The sequence below is a fragment of the uncultured Aquimonas sp. genome (genome assembly GCF_937888285.1).
Lineage (GTDB): Bacteria > Pseudomonadota > Gammaproteobacteria > Xanthomonadales > Xanthomonadaceae > Aquimonas.
Genome location: NZ_CALART010000031.1, coordinates 1 through 17917, shown reverse-complemented (window position 1 = coordinate 17917; position 17917 = coordinate 1). Strand labels below are relative to the sequence as shown.

Sequence of the window (17917 nt, the reverse complement as noted above, 5' to 3'; positions counted from 1 at the left end):
TTCGCTGCATATCGATGGGTCGGGCGAGGATACACCCGCACTCCGGAAGCCCGGTGCAGCGGGGGATGAACGTGAGCGCTGCGCGCGGCCGCTACACTTGCCTCCCTTCGCAGAGCCCGGCAATCGCCCCCAGCGCATGTTCGAACCCCGAGACCTGGCCGTCCTGCTGCGCTCCGGTGCGCCTCTGGTGGTGGTGGAAACCCACGAGGAAGGCCTGCTGCTGGAGGCCTTCCGGCATGTGGTGGCCGAACTGCTGCGGCCGCTGTACAGCTGGAGCATCACCCAGGGCCTGCAGCGGCTCGACATGGACGAGGAGGGCCTGCCGGCCTGCAACGACTCCAGCCACCTGCTGGAGCTGATGCACGGCGACCCGCGTCGCTCGATCTGGCTGCTGTTCGATTTCGGCCCGTACCTGCGCTATGCCATGAGCATCCGCCGCCTGCGCGAAGTGGTGCTCGGTCAGGCCGCGGCCAAACACAGCGTGGTGGTGGTCGGCGCCAAGGTCGAACTGCCCGAGGAGCTGGAGTCGCTGGCGACGCGCTTCGAGGTGCGCCTGCCCGACGAAGCGCGACTCGGCCAGATGCTGCGCGAGGAGGCCTTCGCCTATTCGCGCGAACACGGCGGCAGGCGCGTGCAGGTCGAGGCCGCCGCGCAGCGCCAGCTGCTGCGGCATCTGCGCGGGCTGTCGCTGCTGGACGCGCGCAAGATCGTGCGCCAGCTGATCCACGACGACGGCGCGATCCGCGATGACGATGTGGCCCGCGCGCAGCAGGCCAAGTTCAAGCTGCTGGGCGCGGGCGGCGTGCTGCATTTCGAGCCCGATGTCGCGCGCTTCGAGGACGTGGCGGGGCTCGGGCGGCTCAAGCGCTGGATCGAGCAGCGCCGGCGCATCTTCATCGAGGGCAAGGGTCCGCCCGGTCTCGACCCGCCGCGCGGCCTGCTGCTGCTGGGCGTGCAGGGTGCTGGCAAGTCGCTGGCCGCCAAGGCCTGCGCGGGCGGCTTCGGCGTGCCCCTGCTGCGCCTGGATTTCGGTGCGCTCTACAACAAGTACCACGGCGAAACCGAGCGCAACCTGCGCGACAGCCTGCGCGCCGCCGAGGCGATGGCGCCCTGCGTGCTGTGGTGCGACGAGATCGAGAAGGGCCTCGCCACCTCGAACAGCGATGATGGCGTGAGCCGTCGCGTGCTCGGCGCGCTGCTGACCTGGATGTCCGAGCGCAAGCAGCCGGTGTTCCTGGTCGCCACCGCCAACAGCATCGAGCAATTGCCGCCCGAGCTGCTGCGCAAGGGCCGCTTCGACGAGATCTTCTTCGTCGACCTGCCGGGCGCCTCCGCGCGCGAGCAGGCCTTTGCGATTCATCTGGGCCGGCGACAGCAGGCGCTCGAGGCCTTCGATCTCCCAGTCCTGGCGGCGGCCAGCGCCGGCTTCTCCGGCGCCGAGATCGAACAGGCGGTGGTGGCCGCGCTCTACGACAGCCACGCCGAGGGCCAGCGCCTCGATCAGTCGCATCTGCTGACCGCGCTGCGCGGCACGCGGCCGATCTCGGTGGTGATGGCCGAGAATGTGGCGCGCCTGCGCCAATGGGCCGCCGAGCGCTGCGTGCCCGCCGACGAGCCGGAACCCGCGTGAACTGATACGGCTTCTGGCTCTTCACGTGCGTTGGCGCAAGGCGCTGGTTACAAGACTTGCGGCGCGCTGCTCCAAACGAATCCCCAATTCCGAATCCCGAATCCCATGCTCGTAGACATCGGCGCCAACCTCACCCACGAATCCTTCGCCCACGATCTCGACGCCGTGCTGGCGCGCGCCGCCGCGCACGGCATCGCGCAGATGGTGGTGACCGGCGCAAGCCGGCAGGGCAGTGCGGACGCGTTGGCGCTCGCCCGCGCCTATCCGGATCGGCTGTTCGCCACCGCCGGCGTGCATCCGCATCACGCCGTCGAGTACACCGAGGACGCCGACCGCGAGCTGCGCGCCCTGCACGCACACGCCGAGGTGCGCGCGGTCGGCGAGACCGGCCTCGACTACCATCGCGATTTCTCGCCGCGGCCGGCGCAGCGCCGCGCCTTCGAGCGCCAGCTGGAGATCGCGGTCGAGCTCGGCAAGCCGCTGTTCCTGCACCAGCGCGAGGCGCACGGTGACTTCCTGGCGATCTTGAAGCAGGTGCGCGACCGCGTGCCGGCGGCGGTGGTGCACTGCTTCACCGACAGCCGCGAGGCGCTGTATGACTACCTCGACCTCGACTGCCACATCGGCATCACCGGCTGGCTCTGCGACGAGCGCCGCGGCCAGCACCTGCGCGAGTTCGTGCGCGAGATCCCGCCGCAGCGGCTGATGATCGAGACCGATGCACCCTACCTGCTGCCGCGCAACCTGAAGCCCATGCCCTCGCACCGCCGCAACGAGCCGATGTACCTGCAGCACATCGCCGAAGAGCTGGCCCGCGATCGCGGCGTCAGCTACGCCCAGGTCGAGGCCGACACCACGGCCACCGCGCGTGCCTTCTTCCACCTGCCTGAAGTGGCTGTCGGCGAGTACGCTCGCGCCAGCTGAGCAGTGCCGCACGCACGCTCGTGCACTCGATCCGCATCGCCCCACCCGAGCCGAGTCCGCCATGTCCGAGACCCCTGCCCGCGCCAATCCCCTGCTCGCCCTGGGCGGCCAGGCGCTGGAGTTCGCACTGAACCGCGCGGTGGCGCTGGATCCGGAGTTGCCGGCGCAGCTGACCGAATTGGAAGGTCGCAGCATCGAGCTGGAGCTGGCGGCGCCGCGACTGGCGGCGCGTATCGAGGTCAGCGGTGGTCGCTTGTGCGTCGGGCCTGCGCAGCCCGCGCAGGAGCCGGATCTGAGCCTCAAGGCCACGCTGGGCGCGGTGCTGTCGCGGGTACTGCCGGGCGCCGCCCAGGCGACGCCAGGACGCATGAAGATCGCCGGCGACATCGAGCTCGCCCAAGCCCTGCAGCGGGTCGCCCAGCGCTACAGCCCGGACCTCGAAGCCGCGCTGTCGGACCGGCTGGGAGACGTCGTCGGCGTGCAGGTCGCCAAGGCCCTGCGCGCCGCGCTGGATGGCGCCCGCCGCGGCGCGCGGGAACTCGCGGAAGCGGGCGCCGACTACCTGCGCGACGAAGCCGGCGTGCTGGTCGGGCGCGCCGAGCTCGACGCCTTCTGCGAAGACGTCGACGCCCTGCGCGACAGCGTCGAGCGCAGCGAGCGTCGCCTGCAGCGCCTGCAGCAGCGGCTGTCGACCGAACCCTGACGCGTTCGGGAGGCGTGCCCTCGATACGCGGTGCGAGCACCTACCCGCGGAAGCTCAGCGCGCCAGCTTGAACTCCAGCGTGCGCCGCGCGCGCATGGGCGCTGCGGGCGGTGCGAAGCGCCAGCGCTCCATCGCTGCGAGCGCCTCGCGCTCGAATACGCCCTCGGGCTCGCTGCGCAGCACCTCCAGCTCCGAGACGCTGCCATCGGCTCCGATGGTGAATTCGAGCTCGACAAAGCCTTCAAGCCTGCGCCGCTCCGCCATCGCCGGATAGCGCAGGGCGGGCCGGAATACCACCTCCGGCACCCGGGCTGCCGGCGCAGCGGCCACGGCCGGCGCGGCCGCAGCGCGCTCGGCGGCGGGCTCTGGCGGCGCAGGTGTGGCCTGCGGAGCTGAGGTCGGTGTGGCGACCGACGACGGAACTGCCGCGGGCGGATCGCTGATCGCTGCTGGGGCCGGAGGCGGCGCAGGCACAGGCGCGGCAGGCTGGACCGGCGCAGTCGCAGCGCGCTGCGCTGCCGCCTCGGCTGCGGCGCGCGCCGACGCCTGCCGCGTCTGCATGGCGTCCAGCTGGGCCTGCAGTCGCGGCAGCGCCGGCGCCTCGCCGGCCGCGCGCTGGAGCAGCGCCAGGACGCGCGCGGCGTCCTCGACATCTTCTGCCCCCAGGCGCTGCTCGACGTGCAGCACCGCATACGGCACCAGATCCTGCAGCGCGAGGCGCGAGCGCTCGTCCGCCGGGTTGGCTTCCACCGCCGCCAGAAAGTATTCGAAGGCATTGTCGGCCGCCGGCAGGAACAGGCGCTGCTCGCGCAGGGCCTGCTCGCCCCGCGCAGCCGCGTCTGCGGCAGTGTTCGCTGCTGGCTGCGAAAGCGGCTGTTCCGCGGGTGCGTCGCCCGCCGTCTGGGGCGCCGCGGGCGCCTGCTGGGGCGCGTCACCGCTGCAGGCCGCCAGCAGCGTGACCAGCAGCGCGGCCAGGGCTGTACCTCTGGTGCGCGGGAGTCGCGGGACTGAAACGGCCGCAGGCAGCGGCCGCGTGGTGAAGACCTGCATGGATGAGCCCCTGTGTGAGCTGCCGCGTTCACGCGGCTAGCCTGACAGGATGCCAAGCGCAGGTTGCGGTTTGGTGATCCATGAACTGCGGGCACCGGGCTTTGCGAACCCGCGCACACTTGACGTCCGCAATTGCAATCTTCATCGAGCGGCATCAGCCCTGCCGTGGGGCAGGGCCGATCCCGAGCATGGATGAGACCGAGCCTCAGCGCTCAGTCGTCGAGCGTGAATTCGATCGTGCGACGCGCGCGGGTCGGCTCGCCCGGCGGCTCGAAGCGCGTGCGCCGCACCACCGACATGGCCTCGCGCTCGAACACGCCCTGGGGCGTTGCCTGCAGCACGCGCACGTCGGAGACACCGCCGTCGGCATCAATCTGGAAGTCCACCGTGACCTGTCCCTCGATGCCCTGGCGCATCGCCTGGTCGGGATAGCGCAACGGCGGTTGGCGCAGCACCTTGGGCAGCGCGCTGGCGGCCGGTCGCGGCGCGGGTGCGGGCGCCGCGGGCGCGCTTGGCGGTGGTGTCGCCGGGGCGGGCGCCGGCGCCGGTGCGGCAGGTTCGGGCGCCGGCTGCGCAGGCGCCGGGGCAGGGGCGGTTTCGACCGGGGCAGGCGGCGGCGTTGCAGCCGGCGCAGGCGTGGGTGCTGGCGCTGCAGCGGCCGCCGCAGCGCGAGCCGCCGCTGCTTCCTGCTGGGCAGCCTCGGTCGCGATCCGACGCTCAAGGCGCTCGAGCTCGCGATCCAGACGGTCCAGCGCCGGTGCTTCGGGCTGGGCGCGCCGCATCAGATCCAGCACCCGGCGGGCCTCCTCGGCATCGCGGGCGGCGGTGCGCTGCTCCACGTGCAGGACGGCATAGGGAAACAGGTCCGTCAAGGCATCACGCACGCGCTGCGAACCCGGATCGCGGTCCATCGCCAGCAGGAACAGCTCGAAGGCGTTGTCGCCGGCGGGCGTGAACAGGCGCTGGTCGCGCAGCGCGGCCTCGGCGACCTCAATGCTGCCGGCACCTTCGACCAACACCGGGGCCGGTGCTGCGGCCGGTGCGGCCTCGGCAGGTGCTGCGGCGGGTGCGGCGGCTGGCGCCGGTGCGGCCGGCGCCGGCGGCTCCGAACCCCCGCAGCCCGCCAGAATCGATGCCGCCAACACCCACGCCGCGCCCCCGCGCAGTCTTGCCTTGCTCATTTGCTGTTCCCCCGATACGAAGCCGAACCGCTGCGCGCGTCCGTGCGCACCCTTTCACATACCCAGCGGAAGTGTGATTGGTGCCATACGCCTACGTCCGTGCGCAAGTCGGGGCCTGTCAGCGTTGCAAAAAATGTCCTTGGCCCTGCGAATCCGGAATGGACATCACTTTCCGATGCAAAAATTGCTATCGGGGGCTAAGTTGCTGCCCCGCAAGGAGTCAACGGCGATCACTTGAGCCCGGTGGGCCCGCTGGTGGGCCCAGGGCCACAGTTCACTGACTCCCGGTCCTGTCGCGACCCTCACGCGCGGCCGGGCAAGCACTCGCCAGGGTGCCCACGATCCGCTCTTCGGTCGCCCGGGAGATCAGGGGTTGATCTTGATCTGGCGCCCCAGCGCCTTGATGGCCTTGTTGGTGCGCTGGTTACGGGGAGGGAAGTCGTTCGGCCGGGTCCACCCTACGACCTCACCGAAAGTAGAGGTGCCTACCTCTCGGAGCTGGTAGTCGGGGTCGTGGTTTGCACGCCAGATGCGATCCGCCACATCCCCAGCCCCCCAGATCACGTAATGGAACACCTCCGGGCCGGAGTGAGTACCTCCTACTGATCTGGCGTCATAGATCATTCGTCCGTGCGCCAGGATCTTCGGCCAAGCGCCAGGGCTCTCGCTGAAGCCAAGCTCCTCCACGCCCATCCGTGTCGAGTGCATGCCGAAGGCGTGCGATCTGGCGAGTGTCTCAGCGAAGGTCTCTCGATCCAGATCGAGAAGCGCATCCTTGGCGAAATACTTCACGAAGGCCGGAGCCGACTCTTCCATCATCAGTCGTTCGTTCTCGTAGTCGAATTCCGAGCGTTTCCACCATGCCAGCGCATCTTGCAGAGCTGCCTCCGGGCGACTCCTGTTCCGCTCGAAGTGCGCCAAGTAAGCATCCTTCTCGGACTTCGGACTGACGATGTTGTAGTAAAAGGCGTGCAGGAACTGATCGCACTGAACCCCTGGAGGGATTGCCTCGTCGATCCAGTCGGGTCGGTTCTCTGCGGCGGCAACCCGCAAGGCGAGCGGACGCAGATAGGCAAGCGTCTCGTGCCACTCGGCGACAAATTTCTGGCCCCGCATCGCAAACGATCGCCTGGTTGGGACGTGCGAGATGGGACTGCTCCTGTCCTTCAGGTTGTCGCGGCCATCCTCGAAGTCGACCTGCGTCATGTACGCAGCGCTCCGCAGCGCCTTGAGCTTGTCGTAGAGCTGTTGCTGGTCTCGGTAGATGACGTCATCCAGGGGAATCGACTTCTCCGCAATCTGGTCGAAGAACTCATCGAGCTGCTCCGTCATCCCGTTGGCGTCCAGTTCCTGTTGGGTCAGGAAGACGCCTGCCTCGTGGTTCTGATTCCAGGCACGGTCGGTGAGGTTGGCCGAGCCAATGTAGGCCCCTACACCAACCCACCAGATGACCTTGGCATGCAGCCAATGCGGCACCAGTCGACACTCGACATCGGCGGTGACCCTTTGGCGATCGAGGAACCACTTCAAGACTTTCGGATCGATGGGACAGGTTCCATCGACCCGTCCGAAGAACGTGATCGGTTTGCCAGCGCGCATTGCCGCATCGAAGAGAAGCAGATCGTTGTGCCCATGCTCCGCGTAGGGAATCGCGGCCCGAACCTCCTCGCAGTCGGTAAGGCAAACCACTGCCAAGTTGGACAGGAGGTGTTGCGGTTTCTTGAGTCCGATCAGCTTCATCCGCCGCCGTTCCTTGCTTGAGTGTTGGTTGTCAGCGCCCGGAGTCACCTTCCTTCGGAAGCACCACCCGGCAGTCCAATTCGAGCTTACCCGCGGTCGCTCCTTTCCTTCCTCCAGGCCGTTCGCCGCGAGCGGTCTCGTTGTGGGAATAGTGCTCGCAAACGGGCCAATTTCGGTGCTCTGCGTCGTCCTCAGCCATCTAGCCTGTGTTCTGGCGATCACCACGGACGCCGACACTACGGAGAGGACAACCATGGAAGAGCAAAAGAAGATTTCCCGATTGCTGCGGATCGACCAGGTCGAGGAGCTGACTGCCATCAGCCGCAGCCACATCTACCACCTTGCGTCGATCGGGCAGTTCCCCCGGCAGGTCAACCTGTTCGGTCGCAGCGTCCGCTGGATCTCGGATGAGGTAGAAGAGTGGATCGCCAATCGCTGCGCGCGCCGCAGCAGCGGAGAGGCGGCGTGACTCCCCTGTGCAGCAAGGATGCTGCGAGCGAGCAAGAGGGCGTCGTTCACCTCCCTGCCCTTGGCGCGGTGGGCCGTCGCCACGCTCCTTATTCGAACGAGGTTCGAGCCGCACTGCGCAACGGCCACGAACCGAACACCTACCTCTTCGCTGGGGACCACTGCTGGGATCGCGCGATCAGGCGCAGAACCCAGTTCGGACTTGGCTGCGCACTCGTCTTGCCGAGCGACTGCGAGCCCGAGGACCTGATCTGGCCGCCGCTTCGTGCAGTCATCGTGGCCTGGCCGGACTACTCCTGTTCTGCACGCGTGTTGAAGCTACGACTCGTGCAGGCGCTGGTTCGGGACGGCGTCCGATACGCCGCGGTGGAACATGTCCCCGATTGGCTCCTTGCGAGGCCGGCAGGAGCGCAGCCTGATGACTAAGGTGGTTGTCGCGCATCCAGCAACGGCACGGCCGAGTCCGTCCGTAGCCGTCACCAGGTGTATGTCGGACGTTACGCCATCGGGCATTCAATGGCTGTGGCCTGGGCTGCTAGCCAAGGGAAAATTCAGCTTAATCGTGGGTGATCCCGGACAGTCCAAATCGACTCTGATCTCAGCCCTGACCGCCCACATCACGCTGGGCAAGCTTTGGCCCGATGATTCCGAGTGCCCGAGAGGCAGCGTCATCCTCGCTAGTGCCGAGGATGACCCGCAGGACACGATCCGCCCACGCCTCGATGCCGCCGGAGCGGATCCTTCACGGGTCCACCTCCTAGAACACGTCCTAGGCGTTGATGGCCAGCGCGAACACTTCGGTCTTGGCCACGTCGACGAGCTTGATCGGCTCCTGTCGGCTGTTGGCGATGTCCAGATGGTCAGCATCGACCCCATAAGTGCATACATGCCGGGCGTCGACACGCATCGCAATTCGGATGTGCGCAGCCTGCTGGCCCCGCTCTGCGCGGTAGCGTCGAAGCATCGAGTTGCGCTGGTCGCAGTGAGTCACCTGAACAAGGGAAGCGGCGGCGCAGCGATCTACCGCACGACCGGCAGCCTAGGTTTCGTAGCCGCCGCGCGGGCCTGCTTGTTGGTTGCCACTCCGGAGGACCAGCCCGACCTGCGGTACTTGCTGCCCGTGAAGAACAACCTGGCTCCGATGGGTAGCGGTATCTCTTACCGGATCTGTGCGACGGAAGCCGGCGTGCCTTACGTCGAGTGGATACCAGGCGTCATCGACATGAACGCCGACGAAGTCCTGACGGTCTCCCCGACCGAGGAGAAGTCGGCAACGCGGGACTGCGCGAAGTGGCTTTCGGTGGTCCTTTCAAGCGGCCCGAAGCCCGCCAAGACTGTAATCGCGGAGGCCGAGGAGTTGGGGTTCACGACGAAGGTGCTGCGTCGCGCACGCGAGCGCCTGGGCATCGATCCGCGCAAGTCCGACCTGCGCGGAGGGTGGATCTGGGAACTCCCCGGTTGACCCGAAGATGCCCTACTTGCACGAAGATGCCCTAGCTACTCTTCGGGGCACCTTCGGCGCCTTCGCTGCTGCCGTCGCGATCCCTGCGACGGCGGCTTGGCTTCTTGCCCGTACGACGAGGAGGGTCTCATGCACGAGACTGACGGCGGGTGCGGGATCGCGACGTGGTCTGCGCGCCGTTCATGCTGGCGTGCTCCAACGCAATTGCGGCTCGTCGGACGTGCGCAAGCGCCTGGTCGATCATCGAAGCGCCCTCGATGTCGGAAAGACGATCGGCGACGACTTTCAGACAGTAGTTCAAGACCGCAGTTGGCGCGCCAAGCTGTTCTCGCTCGTATCGCGACAAGCAGGTGCGATCGACGCCCAGTTGCTTGGCAAATTCCGCTTGCGTCGCTGCGCCACGCGCTGCTGCCAGAAGCTCACCCTGAGAGGTGGGGAAGGGGGTCGTCATTGTGTAATAGTTGCACATGCAGTGCTATATTCGCACCATCCGGTGTGAGCTTCGGTCAGCTTTCCGTACTATTTGCCCCAGGAGGCCTCTGATGGCGCGTTCAGATCAGCTCAAAGCGCTTCTTCGGGCCTACGCAGGGTCGGAAGACGCACAGTTCTATTCCGTGGCGCTTCAGATGGCGGCCGATGAGGCGCAGCGCGGCCACACCAGGTTGGCTGCTGAACTGCGGGCGCTTATCGATGCCGCGAAAGAGAGGCAGTTCGCGAAGACCGGCGCGCGTCCTGTGCCATTGGCTCAGCCGAAAGGCGATCTTGCCGAGCTCCTGACCGTTCAGTACCCCCGGCACCACTTGGCCGAGATGGTGGTCTCTGCAGAAGTGCGACTGAAGCTCGAACGCGTTCTCAACGAACAACGACAGCACGAGCGCCTGCTCGGCCACGGCCTCTCTCCCCGACGAAAGCTTCTGTTGATAGGGCCTCCTGGTACAGGCAAGACGCTGACGGCGAGCGTCCTGGCAACAGAGTTGAGGCTTCCTCTGTTCATCGCGCGGTTCGACAGCCTCATCACCAAGTTCATGGGTGAAAGTGCGTCGAAGCTCAGGCTGGTTTTTGAGTCGCTGAAGTCCACTCGTGGCGTCTACCTGTTCGACGAGTTCGATTCGCTGGGCTTGCAGCGAGGCACGCAGAACGACGTAGCGGAAATGCGTCGAACCTTGAACATGTTCCTTCAGCTCATCGAGCAGGACTCGTCCGACAGTCTGATCATCGCCGCGACCAATCATGGCGACTCATTGGACAGCGCTTTGTTCCGGCGGTTCGACGACGTGATTCGCTACCGGACACCGGACGATGAAGAGATCGCGCAGCTGCTCAGCAATAGCCTCGCGATGCTTGCGCCTCCGCTCCTAGATCTCAGTCGCTTGGTCTCTGCGGCGAGAGGACTGTCGCACTCGGACATCGTCCGTGCTTGCCAGGACGCCATGAAGGACGCTGTGCTTGAGCACCAAGATTACGTGACGGAAGAGAGCGTGCTGCAACACCTGCGCGAGCGATCTGCTAGCCTCGTCGCCATGAAAGTTGGCTAGGGGCGAGTTGAAATGCTCGGTTCGTGGCGATGCCGGATCTAGATCATCTAAGGGTTGTGGGCTCGACTGAAGCACGGCCCTTCAAGTCGACGCTGCAAGTCATAAAGCAGCCAGTACCGCCGAGAGATCGCGCGACCCACGGCCAGCGACTGTTGGCGCAGTTCGCCGCGTTGGCGGGGCGAGAGCGAGAATTATCACAGCAGCGCGAGGAGCTGGGGATGCCGCGTCAGGGCATGTCCATCGTGCTGGAGATTTCTCCGAAGGGCCTTCTCGACTACAAGTCGTTGGAGTGGCACCGGGACGGAGTCGAGGTTCTCAATGTCTCGGAGGGCGCGACTTCCGATCTTGTCGTTATCTTTGTGCCGGACGGACGATTGAGCGCATTCGTCAAGCGGGTTACCGAGTACCTCGAAGACGACACGAAGTCCGGCAAGCCCAGAAACGCAGCGCTCGTGAACGTCATCGAGAATGTTCGGCGGGCTGCGTTTGGCGAGCTCTGGACTGACGTTTCTCCGGCGCCCAACACCGATCAAGCCCAGTGGTTTCAGTTGTGGCTGCGCGAACTGCCGGAGGGGCCACGGAGCACGCGGGACAGTCTCGCGGAACTGGCGGAGGGCCTGGGCATTGAGATCGAGCCTGGCTTCGTGACCTTTCCTGGGCGTGTAGTGGTCGCCGCATATGCGACCCGCGCAGCCCTGGAGCAAGCGATCGAGTTGCTCGATGCCGTGGCAGAGATCAGAAGCGTTGCACCCACCGCCGACTTCTTCCTCTCAGACCTCACGCCCGCAGATCAATCAGACTGGGTTCGTAACCTGGAACATCGGACGGCGCATGCGGACGAAGGTGATGCGGCCACATACGTCACGCTGATGGATACGGGGGTCAACAACGGCCACCCTCTGATCAGGCGAAGTTTGGCGGATGCCGACATGCATGCGCTTCACGACTCTTGGCGTCGAACGGATCACCATGGTCACGGCACGCAGATGGCCGGGCTCGTTCTGTACGGGAACCTGGTCCACCCGCTGGATTCAGCCGGCGCCATGCAAGTGCCCCACCGCCTTGAATCGGTGAAGATTCTTCCTCCGCAGGGCGAAAATCCGCCTCACCTCTACGGCTGGATTACGGCGCAGGCGGCAACCCGTGTCGAAGAGTCGCATCCGGGTCGCCGCCGAATCTTTTCCATGATGACCACCGCAGTCGGCGCGACCACCGGTTCGCCTTCCGAATGGTCGGCGACGATAGATCGGTTGGCATTCGGGGCTCCGGACATCGCAGATGAAGGTGCCGAAATTGCGCAAACGTGCCCTCGCCTGTTCGTGCTGTCGGCAGGTAACGTCCCATGGCCGGTATGGAAAGACTACCCCGCCATCAATGACCTCACCCCCATCGAGTCACCGGCACAGGCATGGAACGCGCTCACTGTCGGCGCGTGCACGGTCCTCGACACCTTCGACGAGAATCGCTATTCCTCTTTCACCGCGATTGCTCCCACCGGCGGCTTGTCGCCGTCGTCATCCACCACCGTGATGTGGAGCCGGAGCAACTGGCCCTTCAAGCCGGATGTGGTCGCTGAGGGTGGGAACGGTTGCCTCGATGCGGGAACCCAAGTCATCGTCGGACCCGAGAGTCTTCGGATGCTGACGACATCCAGCGATATGGCCACCGCCCTACTCACAGAAACAGGCGACACGAGTGCAGCCGCCGCTGAGGTGGCGAGGCTTTGTGCCCAGATCGCAGCACGGTATCCAGACTATTGGCCCGAGACGATTCGCGCCTTGGTGGTGCATGGCGCTCGCTACACGCGTGCCATGCGGGCTCCGTTGCCGCTTGTTCCGCTTCGGCAGCACAAGCTCAATCTTCTGAAGCGGTACGGGCACGGTGCAGTCACTCTTGACTACGCACTTGGCTCTTCCAGTACCAGACCGACCTTGGTGCTGCAGGAGGCGATCCAGCCCTATCGGGTTGAAGCGTCTCAGACCAAACTCAATGCAGTAAACCTCCATGCGTTGCCGTGGCCAATCGCAGAGCTGCAGGCGCTGGGTGAGGCACCGGTCGAGCTACGCGTCACACTCTCGTACTTCGTTGATCCGAACCCGAGTCAGAGAGGCTGGCAGAGCAAGTTCCGCTACCAGTCCCATGGGCTGCGGTTCGCGGTGAAGGGAGCGACCGAATCAGCGGAGGAGTTCAGCAAGCGAATCAACATGTTGGAGCGAGAAGCCACCGCCGAAGACGGTGAGCACGATGGCCCGAGAGAGACATTCAGAAACGAGGATGCCACAGGCTGGTTCCTGGGAGCGAAGCTGCAATCCCGGGGCTCCGTGCACTCGGACGTTTGGATGGGAACCGCGGCGCAGCTGGCTGCGAAATCTCACGTTGCCGTGTATCCGGTCGGTGGATGGTGGAAGGACTGGAAGGGTGCCGGCCAGCCAACACGCTCGGTGCGCTACGTGCTGATCGTCTCGTTGGAGGTTGCCGAAACTCTGGACGTCGACCTATACACACCGATTGCGACGCAGATCGGGATACCGGTCGCGGTTCCCATCGAAGTGGCGCCCAGCTGATCTTCCTTCGAGAGGCGTGCCGGCATCCGCATCGAAAGGCAAAGCTCAAGCCGCCACCGGCCAATCCGCAAACACCACTCTTGCCTGCTCGATCAGCCGCTCGCAGAGCGGCTCCAGGTCCTCGGCGCGGACGCCTCGCTGCCGCAGAACGCGCTTCACTGAGGCGCGGATCTCGGCGTAGACGGCGTCGCGGTGGGGCTCGGTCCAGTCGACCTTGAGGTTCCGGCGGATGGCCTGCACCACGTCGTGGATCAGGTCGCGCAGGAGTGCCTCGTCGTAGACCAACGCGCCTTGCTGGGTCACGGCGTCGTAGAAGGTGAGCTCTTCGTCGGTAAGGCCGAGCTGCTCGGCGCGTGCATGGCTGGCTTCCCACTGCTGGCGCATCTCGACCATGGCCTTCACCACGGCCGCAGCGTCGATCAGGCGGTTGTGGTACTTGCGCAGGGTGGCTTCGAGCATCTCCTGGAAGGACTTCACGGTCGCGCCCTGACGCTGCTTCATGCGCGTCAGCTCGTCGCGCACCAGCTGCTCCAGCAGCTTCAGTCGCAGGTTCTCGTGAGGGCGATCCTTGAAGGTCTGCAGGAAGGCGTCGTCGAGGATCGAGATGTCGGCCTTGGGGATGCCGGCAGCCTGGAAGATGTCGACCACTCCCTGACTCTCGACGTTGTCGTCGACCAGATCGCGCACGGCGGCGTCGAGGTCCTTGTGCTTCCACTTGGTCGGCGCGGCCTTCTGCAGCTGCTTGCGCACGCGCTGGCAGAAGATCACCTCGTCGGCACAGCCACGGCAGGCGTCGAGATGGCGCACCAGCAGGAAGGCCGTGGTCAGCTTCAGCTCGGCGTCGAGGAAGGCCTCCTTGCGCGTCTCCTCCTCGGTCAGCCAGCCGAAGGCCAGGGCGTAGAGATCCTCCAGGTCGATGTTGCTCAGCTGGCGCCAGGCGCCATAGTCGCGCCCTTCCGGTAGCGCCGCGCGTACCTGCTCCAACGCGGCAAAGAACAGCGGCACGGCGGTGGTCTCGATGTCGGGTGCCGGCTCACCGCGCCCGCCTCCCTGCGAGTAGCGGCTGGTCGCTTCGCGCAGCTCGTCGCCCACCCCGATGTAGTCGACGATCAGGCCGTGCGGCTTGTCGCTGAAGACCCGGTTCACCCGCGAGATGGCCTGGATCATGTTGTGCCCGCGCATCGGCTTGTCGATGTACAGCGTGTGCAGGCAGGGAATGTCGGTGCCGGTGAGCCACATGTCGCACACGATGACGATGGAGAGCAGGTCGTCCGGGTTCGTCATTCGCTTCTTGATCGCGTCGCGCTTCTTCTTCGTCGTGATGTGGCCCGCCGCACTCCAGGCGGGCGGGTCCTTGCCCAGGTTCCCGGTCATCACCACCTTGACCTCGGGGCAGCCTTCGATGGCGGTCAGGGCGTCGTAGAGGCGCACGCAGTTCTCGCGCGTCATGCAGACCACCATCGCCTTGCCCTTCAGCGTGCTGCAGCGCTGGGCGAAGTGGGTCAGTAGATCCTTCGCCAGGGTGTCGATGCGTTCCTTGGCGCCGGCGGCAGCCGCCAGTGCCGCCCAGCGACTCTTGCGACGCCCAAGGTCGGTCGACTCGATCTCGCGTTCCTCAACGATCTCGGCCAGCGCGGCATCCACATCCGCCGGCGAGAGACCGAGCTTGATCTGTCGCGGCTCGTAGTAGATCGGGACGGTGGCGCGGTCCTCCTGCGACTGGCGGATGTCGTAGACGTGGATCACGTCGCCGAACACCTCCACCGTGTCGGCGCCGGAGAAGCTGACCGGCGTGCCGGTGAAGCCCAGGCGCCTGGCGTTGGGCAGCGCCTCGTAGAGATAGCGCGCGAATCCATCGGCAAAGCCGTACTGCGAGCGGTGGGCCTCGTCCGCGATGACGATGATGTTGTCGCGCTCGGACAGCACCGGATGGGCGATCTCGTCCTCGCCCAGGCGGAACTTGGCGATGGTGGTGAAGATCACCTCGCCTCCGGCAGTCTGCAGCAGACCTCGCAGGTCCTGTACCGATTCGGCCTGGCGTACGTCACCGACCAAGCCTCGACCCAGCACGAACTGGTCGTGCAGCTGGTCGTCGAGGTCGGTGCGGTCGACCTCGACCACGATGCTGGGGTTCCGCAGGGCTGGCTCCCGCCGCAGGATGCCGATCAGGAACAGCATCGACAGCGACTTGCCCGACCCGGTGGTGTGCCAGATCACGCCCAAGCGCTTCTCGCTGCCCACGAACGCGGCGAGGGTTCGCTGCACTGCCTTGCGCACGGCGAAAAACTGGTGGTACTTCGCACCCTTCTTGACGATCTTCTCGTTGGCGACTTCAAAGACGATGAAGTCGCGCACGTAGGCCAGCAGTCGGTCGTGCGGAAACAGGCCTTCGATCAGTGCCTTCATGCTGCCCGTGGTGCCGGCCTCCACGTGCTCGCCATCAATCGACTTCCAGGGCGCGTACCACTCCTCGTTGGCAGTCCAGACGCCGTGCAGGGTGTCGACGCCATCGCTTACCACGCAGAGCGCGTTGAAGTCGAACAGCTGCGGCGTGTCGACGATGTAGTGCTGGATCTGGTTCAGCGCGTCCAGGTAGTTCGGGATGTCCGAGTACGGGTTCTTCAGCTCGAACAGGACCAGCGGCAGCCCGTTGACGTAGATCAGGATGTCCGGCCGCCGATCGTTGCGCCCGGCGATCGGCAACTGGTTGACCACGTGGAAATCGTTGCGGCCTACATCAGCCCAGTCGATTGCGTACAGGTGCCAGTCCTGCTCGCGACCATCATCCAGGCGGACGCGCAGGTGGAAGCCTTCGCGCAGCAGCTTGTGCAAGGCGAGGTTACGCCGGAGGGTATCGACCCCATCGGGCCGCGCGATCTGGCCTATGGCCATCTCCAGCGCCGCCTCGGGCAGATCGGGGTAGCGCCGCAGCAGGTTGGCCCGCAGCACGTCGCGCAGGACGACCTCATCAGGGGCGCGGGTCAGGTCCGGCCCGGGCAGGAACCGATAGCCCAGCCGCTCCAGCCGTTCAATGGTGGTCAGTTCGAACTGGCTTTCCGTCCCCTTCGACATCCGGGCCCACCGCAATTTTGGCTACCTTTCGGTCATCATGTCCGGAAGGATACCGTTCGCGTGCGGAAAGAGGGGTCTAGGGCGGGGCCCCGGCTACAGAGCCGCCGTCATCGCGCTCTCTGCGACCGGAACGCGAAGCTCTCCTGACAACAACCTCGGTAATAGCAGATCTCGGAGAGCTGCGAGCTTCTGCGATTGTGCCAAGTTGACGACCATGCGTTTTGTCGAAGCTTCCACGAGCTCGGCAAACCGATGCCGTAATGCCTGGCCTGGGTCTAAACGCACCAACCTCAACAGATCGTCGGGCCGCACGCGCTGATGGCTGTTCGATGTACCGGTGACCCGCGTCGCGAACTCGTCGAGGAAGTCAGCGTCCCGCAACTGCCAGTAGAGCCATGTGCGACTCACACCTGTTCTGGCACGGCATACGAGGAACTCGGTCGACGCGATCGCGCGTCGGTGCGCATCAGGTGTCGGCCACCACACTCTTGGCGTTTCGGGGTTGAGCTTCGACAGAAGGATGGCGTCGTCGGGCACCAGATACTTGCCGCTCTTGATGGCGCTCCCCATCTCCCGCACAGGGCGCTGACCGCTGTCGAATGCCGGGATGCTGTAATGGTCGAACTCCTCCAAGCCTGCCGCTTGAGGATCGACAAGATCTCGAACCAACTGGATGGCATCTCCAAGCGGGGCTGGTCGCCACCCCAGAGGGACCAGCCCCAGCTCGGTGTCTTCGAACTCGGAGGGGAATAGCGCTGCAAGCTCATCGGAAAGACCGAAGGGCTTGCGGCCCTCGCTCTTCGCAACCACCGGATCGAAGTCGACAAACCAGGACTTGAAGAGCTTCTGCGCCAGCGTCTCAAGCGTGCGATTCATGCGCCGGTTGATCTCAATCTTGTCATCAAGTACCGCCAGGACTCTGACAATGGCACGCTGGATCGGGGGGGGCGGAAGTTCTAGTGTGAGCAGGCCGAAATCAGTCTTGTTGAGAATTGGCTGGGCTGAGCCGCCCGCAATGTCCTGTAGCTCCTGCTTCCGCATGGATAGGTTGTAGTAGACGAACAGAGAATCGTCCTCCGTATCAACGACAAGCGAGTTTATTTGCTGATTCGTCACGCACAGCTGCGTTGCGACCGCCACCTTGCCCATGTCTGACCCGATGCACGAGACCATCACCGCATTCGGCGGTACTGATGCTCGCCTCACTTCATTAAACCCACCCTCAGAGAGCCATCGATCCGTGCGGTCAAGGTACCGGCGACCGTCCATGTCTGTTGGGGTTACAAACGGTACGTGATCGCCATAGATGTCCGCTGCGGCCTTTGGCGTTCTGCCAGTCACGATCCGCCCAAGCTCACTCAGCCTTGCAGTGCGCCAAACTATGGACTCAGACTCAGGCGTTTGGGCGGACTCAGTCATGCTGCTCGATCCCGAGCTTGGCAAGCTGCAGGCGGATTCCCTGATCGATCGCGGCACTTTCGGCCATCTGTGCGAGTAGTTGCTCTGCTAGCCGAGGCGCGGCGGTTTGGAATTCCTGTCTTGCCCCCAGGTTCTTGGACCCGATGGAATGTTAGACAGCCATCGAGGA

The 17917-nt window shown here is 65.3% G+C and carries 13 protein-coding genes; 7 read left to right on the top strand and 6 right to left on the bottom strand.

All coding sequences use genetic code 11. From position 1 onward, the window contains the following. Nucleotides 1-136: 136 nt before the first annotated feature. From Q0654_RS08710 to Q0654_RS08700, 3 genes are all read left to right on the top strand, one after another. A complete protein-coding gene (locus Q0654_RS08710; protein ID WP_298852808.1) occupies nucleotides 137-1630 on the top strand; it encodes an AAA family ATPase in 1494 nt (497 codons plus the stop codon). A 105-nt stretch (nucleotides 1631-1735) separates the two neighbouring features. Beyond that, nucleotides 1736-2554 carry a TatD family hydrolase gene (locus tag Q0654_RS08705; protein ID WP_298852806.1) on the top strand — a complete coding sequence of 273 codons (819 nt, stop codon included), beginning with the start codon at nucleotides 1736-1738 and terminating at the stop codon, nucleotides 2552-2554. Nucleotides 2555-2615: 61 nt separating this feature from the next. After that, nucleotides 2616-3257: an SCP2 sterol-binding domain-containing protein gene (locus tag Q0654_RS08700; RefSeq protein WP_298852804.1), complete on the top strand. Its 642-nt coding sequence runs from the start codon at nucleotides 2616-2618 to the stop codon at nucleotides 3255-3257. A gap of 54 nt (nucleotides 3258-3311) precedes the next feature. Here Q0654_RS08700 and Q0654_RS08695 read toward each other — a convergent pair whose 3' ends face one another. The 3 genes from Q0654_RS08695 to Q0654_RS08685 form a co-directional block, all read right to left on the bottom strand. Beyond that, nucleotides 3312-4307: an energy transducer TonB gene (locus Q0654_RS08695; protein WP_298852801.1), complete on the bottom strand. Its 996-nt coding sequence runs from the start codon at nucleotides 4305-4307 to the stop codon at nucleotides 3312-3314. A 212-nt stretch (nucleotides 4308-4519) separates the two neighbouring features. Next, the gene (locus tag Q0654_RS08690; protein WP_298852797.1) at nucleotides 4520-5488 is read right to left on the bottom strand and encodes an energy transducer TonB; all 969 of its coding nucleotides are present in this window, start codon (nucleotides 5486-5488) and stop codon (nucleotides 4520-4522) included. Nucleotides 5489-5854: 366 nt separating this feature from the next. After that, nucleotides 5855-7228 (bottom strand): phospholipase D-like domain-containing protein, encoded by a 1374-nt coding sequence (locus Q0654_RS08685; RefSeq protein ID WP_298852795.1) that lies wholly within the window; start codon nucleotides 7226-7228, stop codon nucleotides 5855-5857. A 253-nt stretch (nucleotides 7229-7481) separates the two neighbouring features. Between Q0654_RS08685 and Q0654_RS08680 the strand changes: the two genes are divergently transcribed. Continuing rightward, complete coding sequence (locus Q0654_RS08680; RefSeq protein ID WP_298852793.1) at nucleotides 7482-7697, top strand: AlpA family transcriptional regulator; 216 nt, start codon at nucleotides 7482-7484, stop codon at nucleotides 7695-7697. A 417-nt stretch (nucleotides 7698-8114) separates the two neighbouring features. Beyond that, entirely contained in the window at nucleotides 8115-9158 is a 1044-nt protein-coding gene (locus Q0654_RS08675) for an AAA family ATPase (protein WP_298852792.1), read from the top strand. 127 nt (nucleotides 9159-9285) lie between these two features. On the opposite strand, the gene Q0654_RS08670 is transcribed toward Q0654_RS08675, so the two are convergent. Then, complete coding sequence (locus tag Q0654_RS08670; protein ID WP_298852791.1) at nucleotides 9286-9627, bottom strand: hypothetical protein; 342 nt, start codon at nucleotides 9625-9627, stop codon at nucleotides 9286-9288. A gap of 73 nt (nucleotides 9628-9700) precedes the next feature. Between Q0654_RS08670 and Q0654_RS08665 the strand changes: the two genes are divergently transcribed. Then, on the top strand, nucleotides 9701-10693 hold the full coding sequence (locus tag Q0654_RS08665; RefSeq protein WP_298852790.1) for an ATP-binding protein: 993 nt from the start codon (nucleotides 9701-9703) through the stop codon (nucleotides 10691-10693). Nucleotides 10694-10926: 233 nt separating this feature from the next. Beyond that, complete coding sequence (locus Q0654_RS08660; RefSeq protein ID WP_298852788.1) at nucleotides 10927-13257, top strand: S8 family peptidase; 2331 nt, start codon at nucleotides 10927-10929, stop codon at nucleotides 13255-13257. A gap of 45 nt (nucleotides 13258-13302) precedes the next feature. Here Q0654_RS08660 and Q0654_RS08655 read toward each other — a convergent pair whose 3' ends face one another. Both Q0654_RS08655 and Q0654_RS08650 read right to left on the bottom strand, forming a co-directional pair. After that, a complete protein-coding gene (locus tag Q0654_RS08655; protein ID WP_298852786.1) occupies nucleotides 13303-16329 on the bottom strand; it encodes a type I restriction endonuclease subunit R in 3027 nt (1008 codons plus the stop codon). 93 nt (nucleotides 16330-16422) lie between these two features. Beyond that, nucleotides 16423-17748: a restriction endonuclease subunit S gene (locus Q0654_RS08650; RefSeq protein WP_298852783.1), complete on the bottom strand. Its 1326-nt coding sequence runs from the start codon at nucleotides 17746-17748 to the stop codon at nucleotides 16423-16425. Nucleotides 17749-17917 lie beyond the last annotated feature (169 nt).

Bases quoted from the DNA above. Each gene is read 5' to 3' on its own strand.
- Q0654_RS08710 (WP_298852808.1), top strand. From the start codon at position 137: ATGTTCGAACCCCGAGACCTGGCCGTCCTGCTGCGCTCCGGTGCGCCT.
- Q0654_RS08705 (WP_298852806.1), top strand. From the start codon at position 1,736: ATGCTCGTAGACATCGGCGCCAACCTCACCCACGAATCCTTCGCCCAC.
- Q0654_RS08700 (WP_298852804.1), top strand. From the start codon at position 2,616: ATGTCCGAGACCCCTGCCCGCGCCAATCCCCTGCTCGCCCTGGGCGGC.
- Q0654_RS08695 (WP_298852801.1), bottom strand. From the start codon at position 4,307: ATGCAGGTCTTCACCACGCGGCCGCTGCCTGCGGCCGTTTCAGTCCCG.
- Q0654_RS08690 (WP_298852797.1), bottom strand. From the start codon at position 5,488: ATGAGCAAGGCAAGACTGCGCGGGGGCGCGGCGTGGGTGTTGGCGGCA.
- Q0654_RS08685 (WP_298852795.1), bottom strand. From the start codon at position 7,228: ATGAAGCTGATCGGACTCAAGAAACCGCAACACCTCCTGTCCAACTTG.
- Q0654_RS08680 (WP_298852793.1), top strand. From the start codon at position 7,482: ATGGAAGAGCAAAAGAAGATTTCCCGATTGCTGCGGATCGACCAGGTC.
- Q0654_RS08675 (WP_298852792.1), top strand. From the start codon at position 8,115: ATGACTAAGGTGGTTGTCGCGCATCCAGCAACGGCACGGCCGAGTCCG.
- Q0654_RS08670 (WP_298852791.1), bottom strand. From the start codon at position 9,627: ATGTGCAACTATTACACAATGACGACCCCCTTCCCCACCTCTCAGGGT.
- Q0654_RS08665 (WP_298852790.1), top strand. From the start codon at position 9,701: ATGGCGCGTTCAGATCAGCTCAAAGCGCTTCTTCGGGCCTACGCAGGG.
- Q0654_RS08660 (WP_298852788.1), top strand. From the start codon at position 10,927: ATGTCCATCGTGCTGGAGATTTCTCCGAAGGGCCTTCTCGACTACAAG.
- Q0654_RS08655 (WP_298852786.1), bottom strand. From the start codon at position 16,329: ATGTCGAAGGGGACGGAAAGCCAGTTCGAACTGACCACCATTGAACGG.
- Q0654_RS08650 (WP_298852783.1), bottom strand. From the start codon at position 17,748: ATGACTGAGTCCGCCCAAACGCCTGAGTCTGAGTCCATAGTTTGGCGC.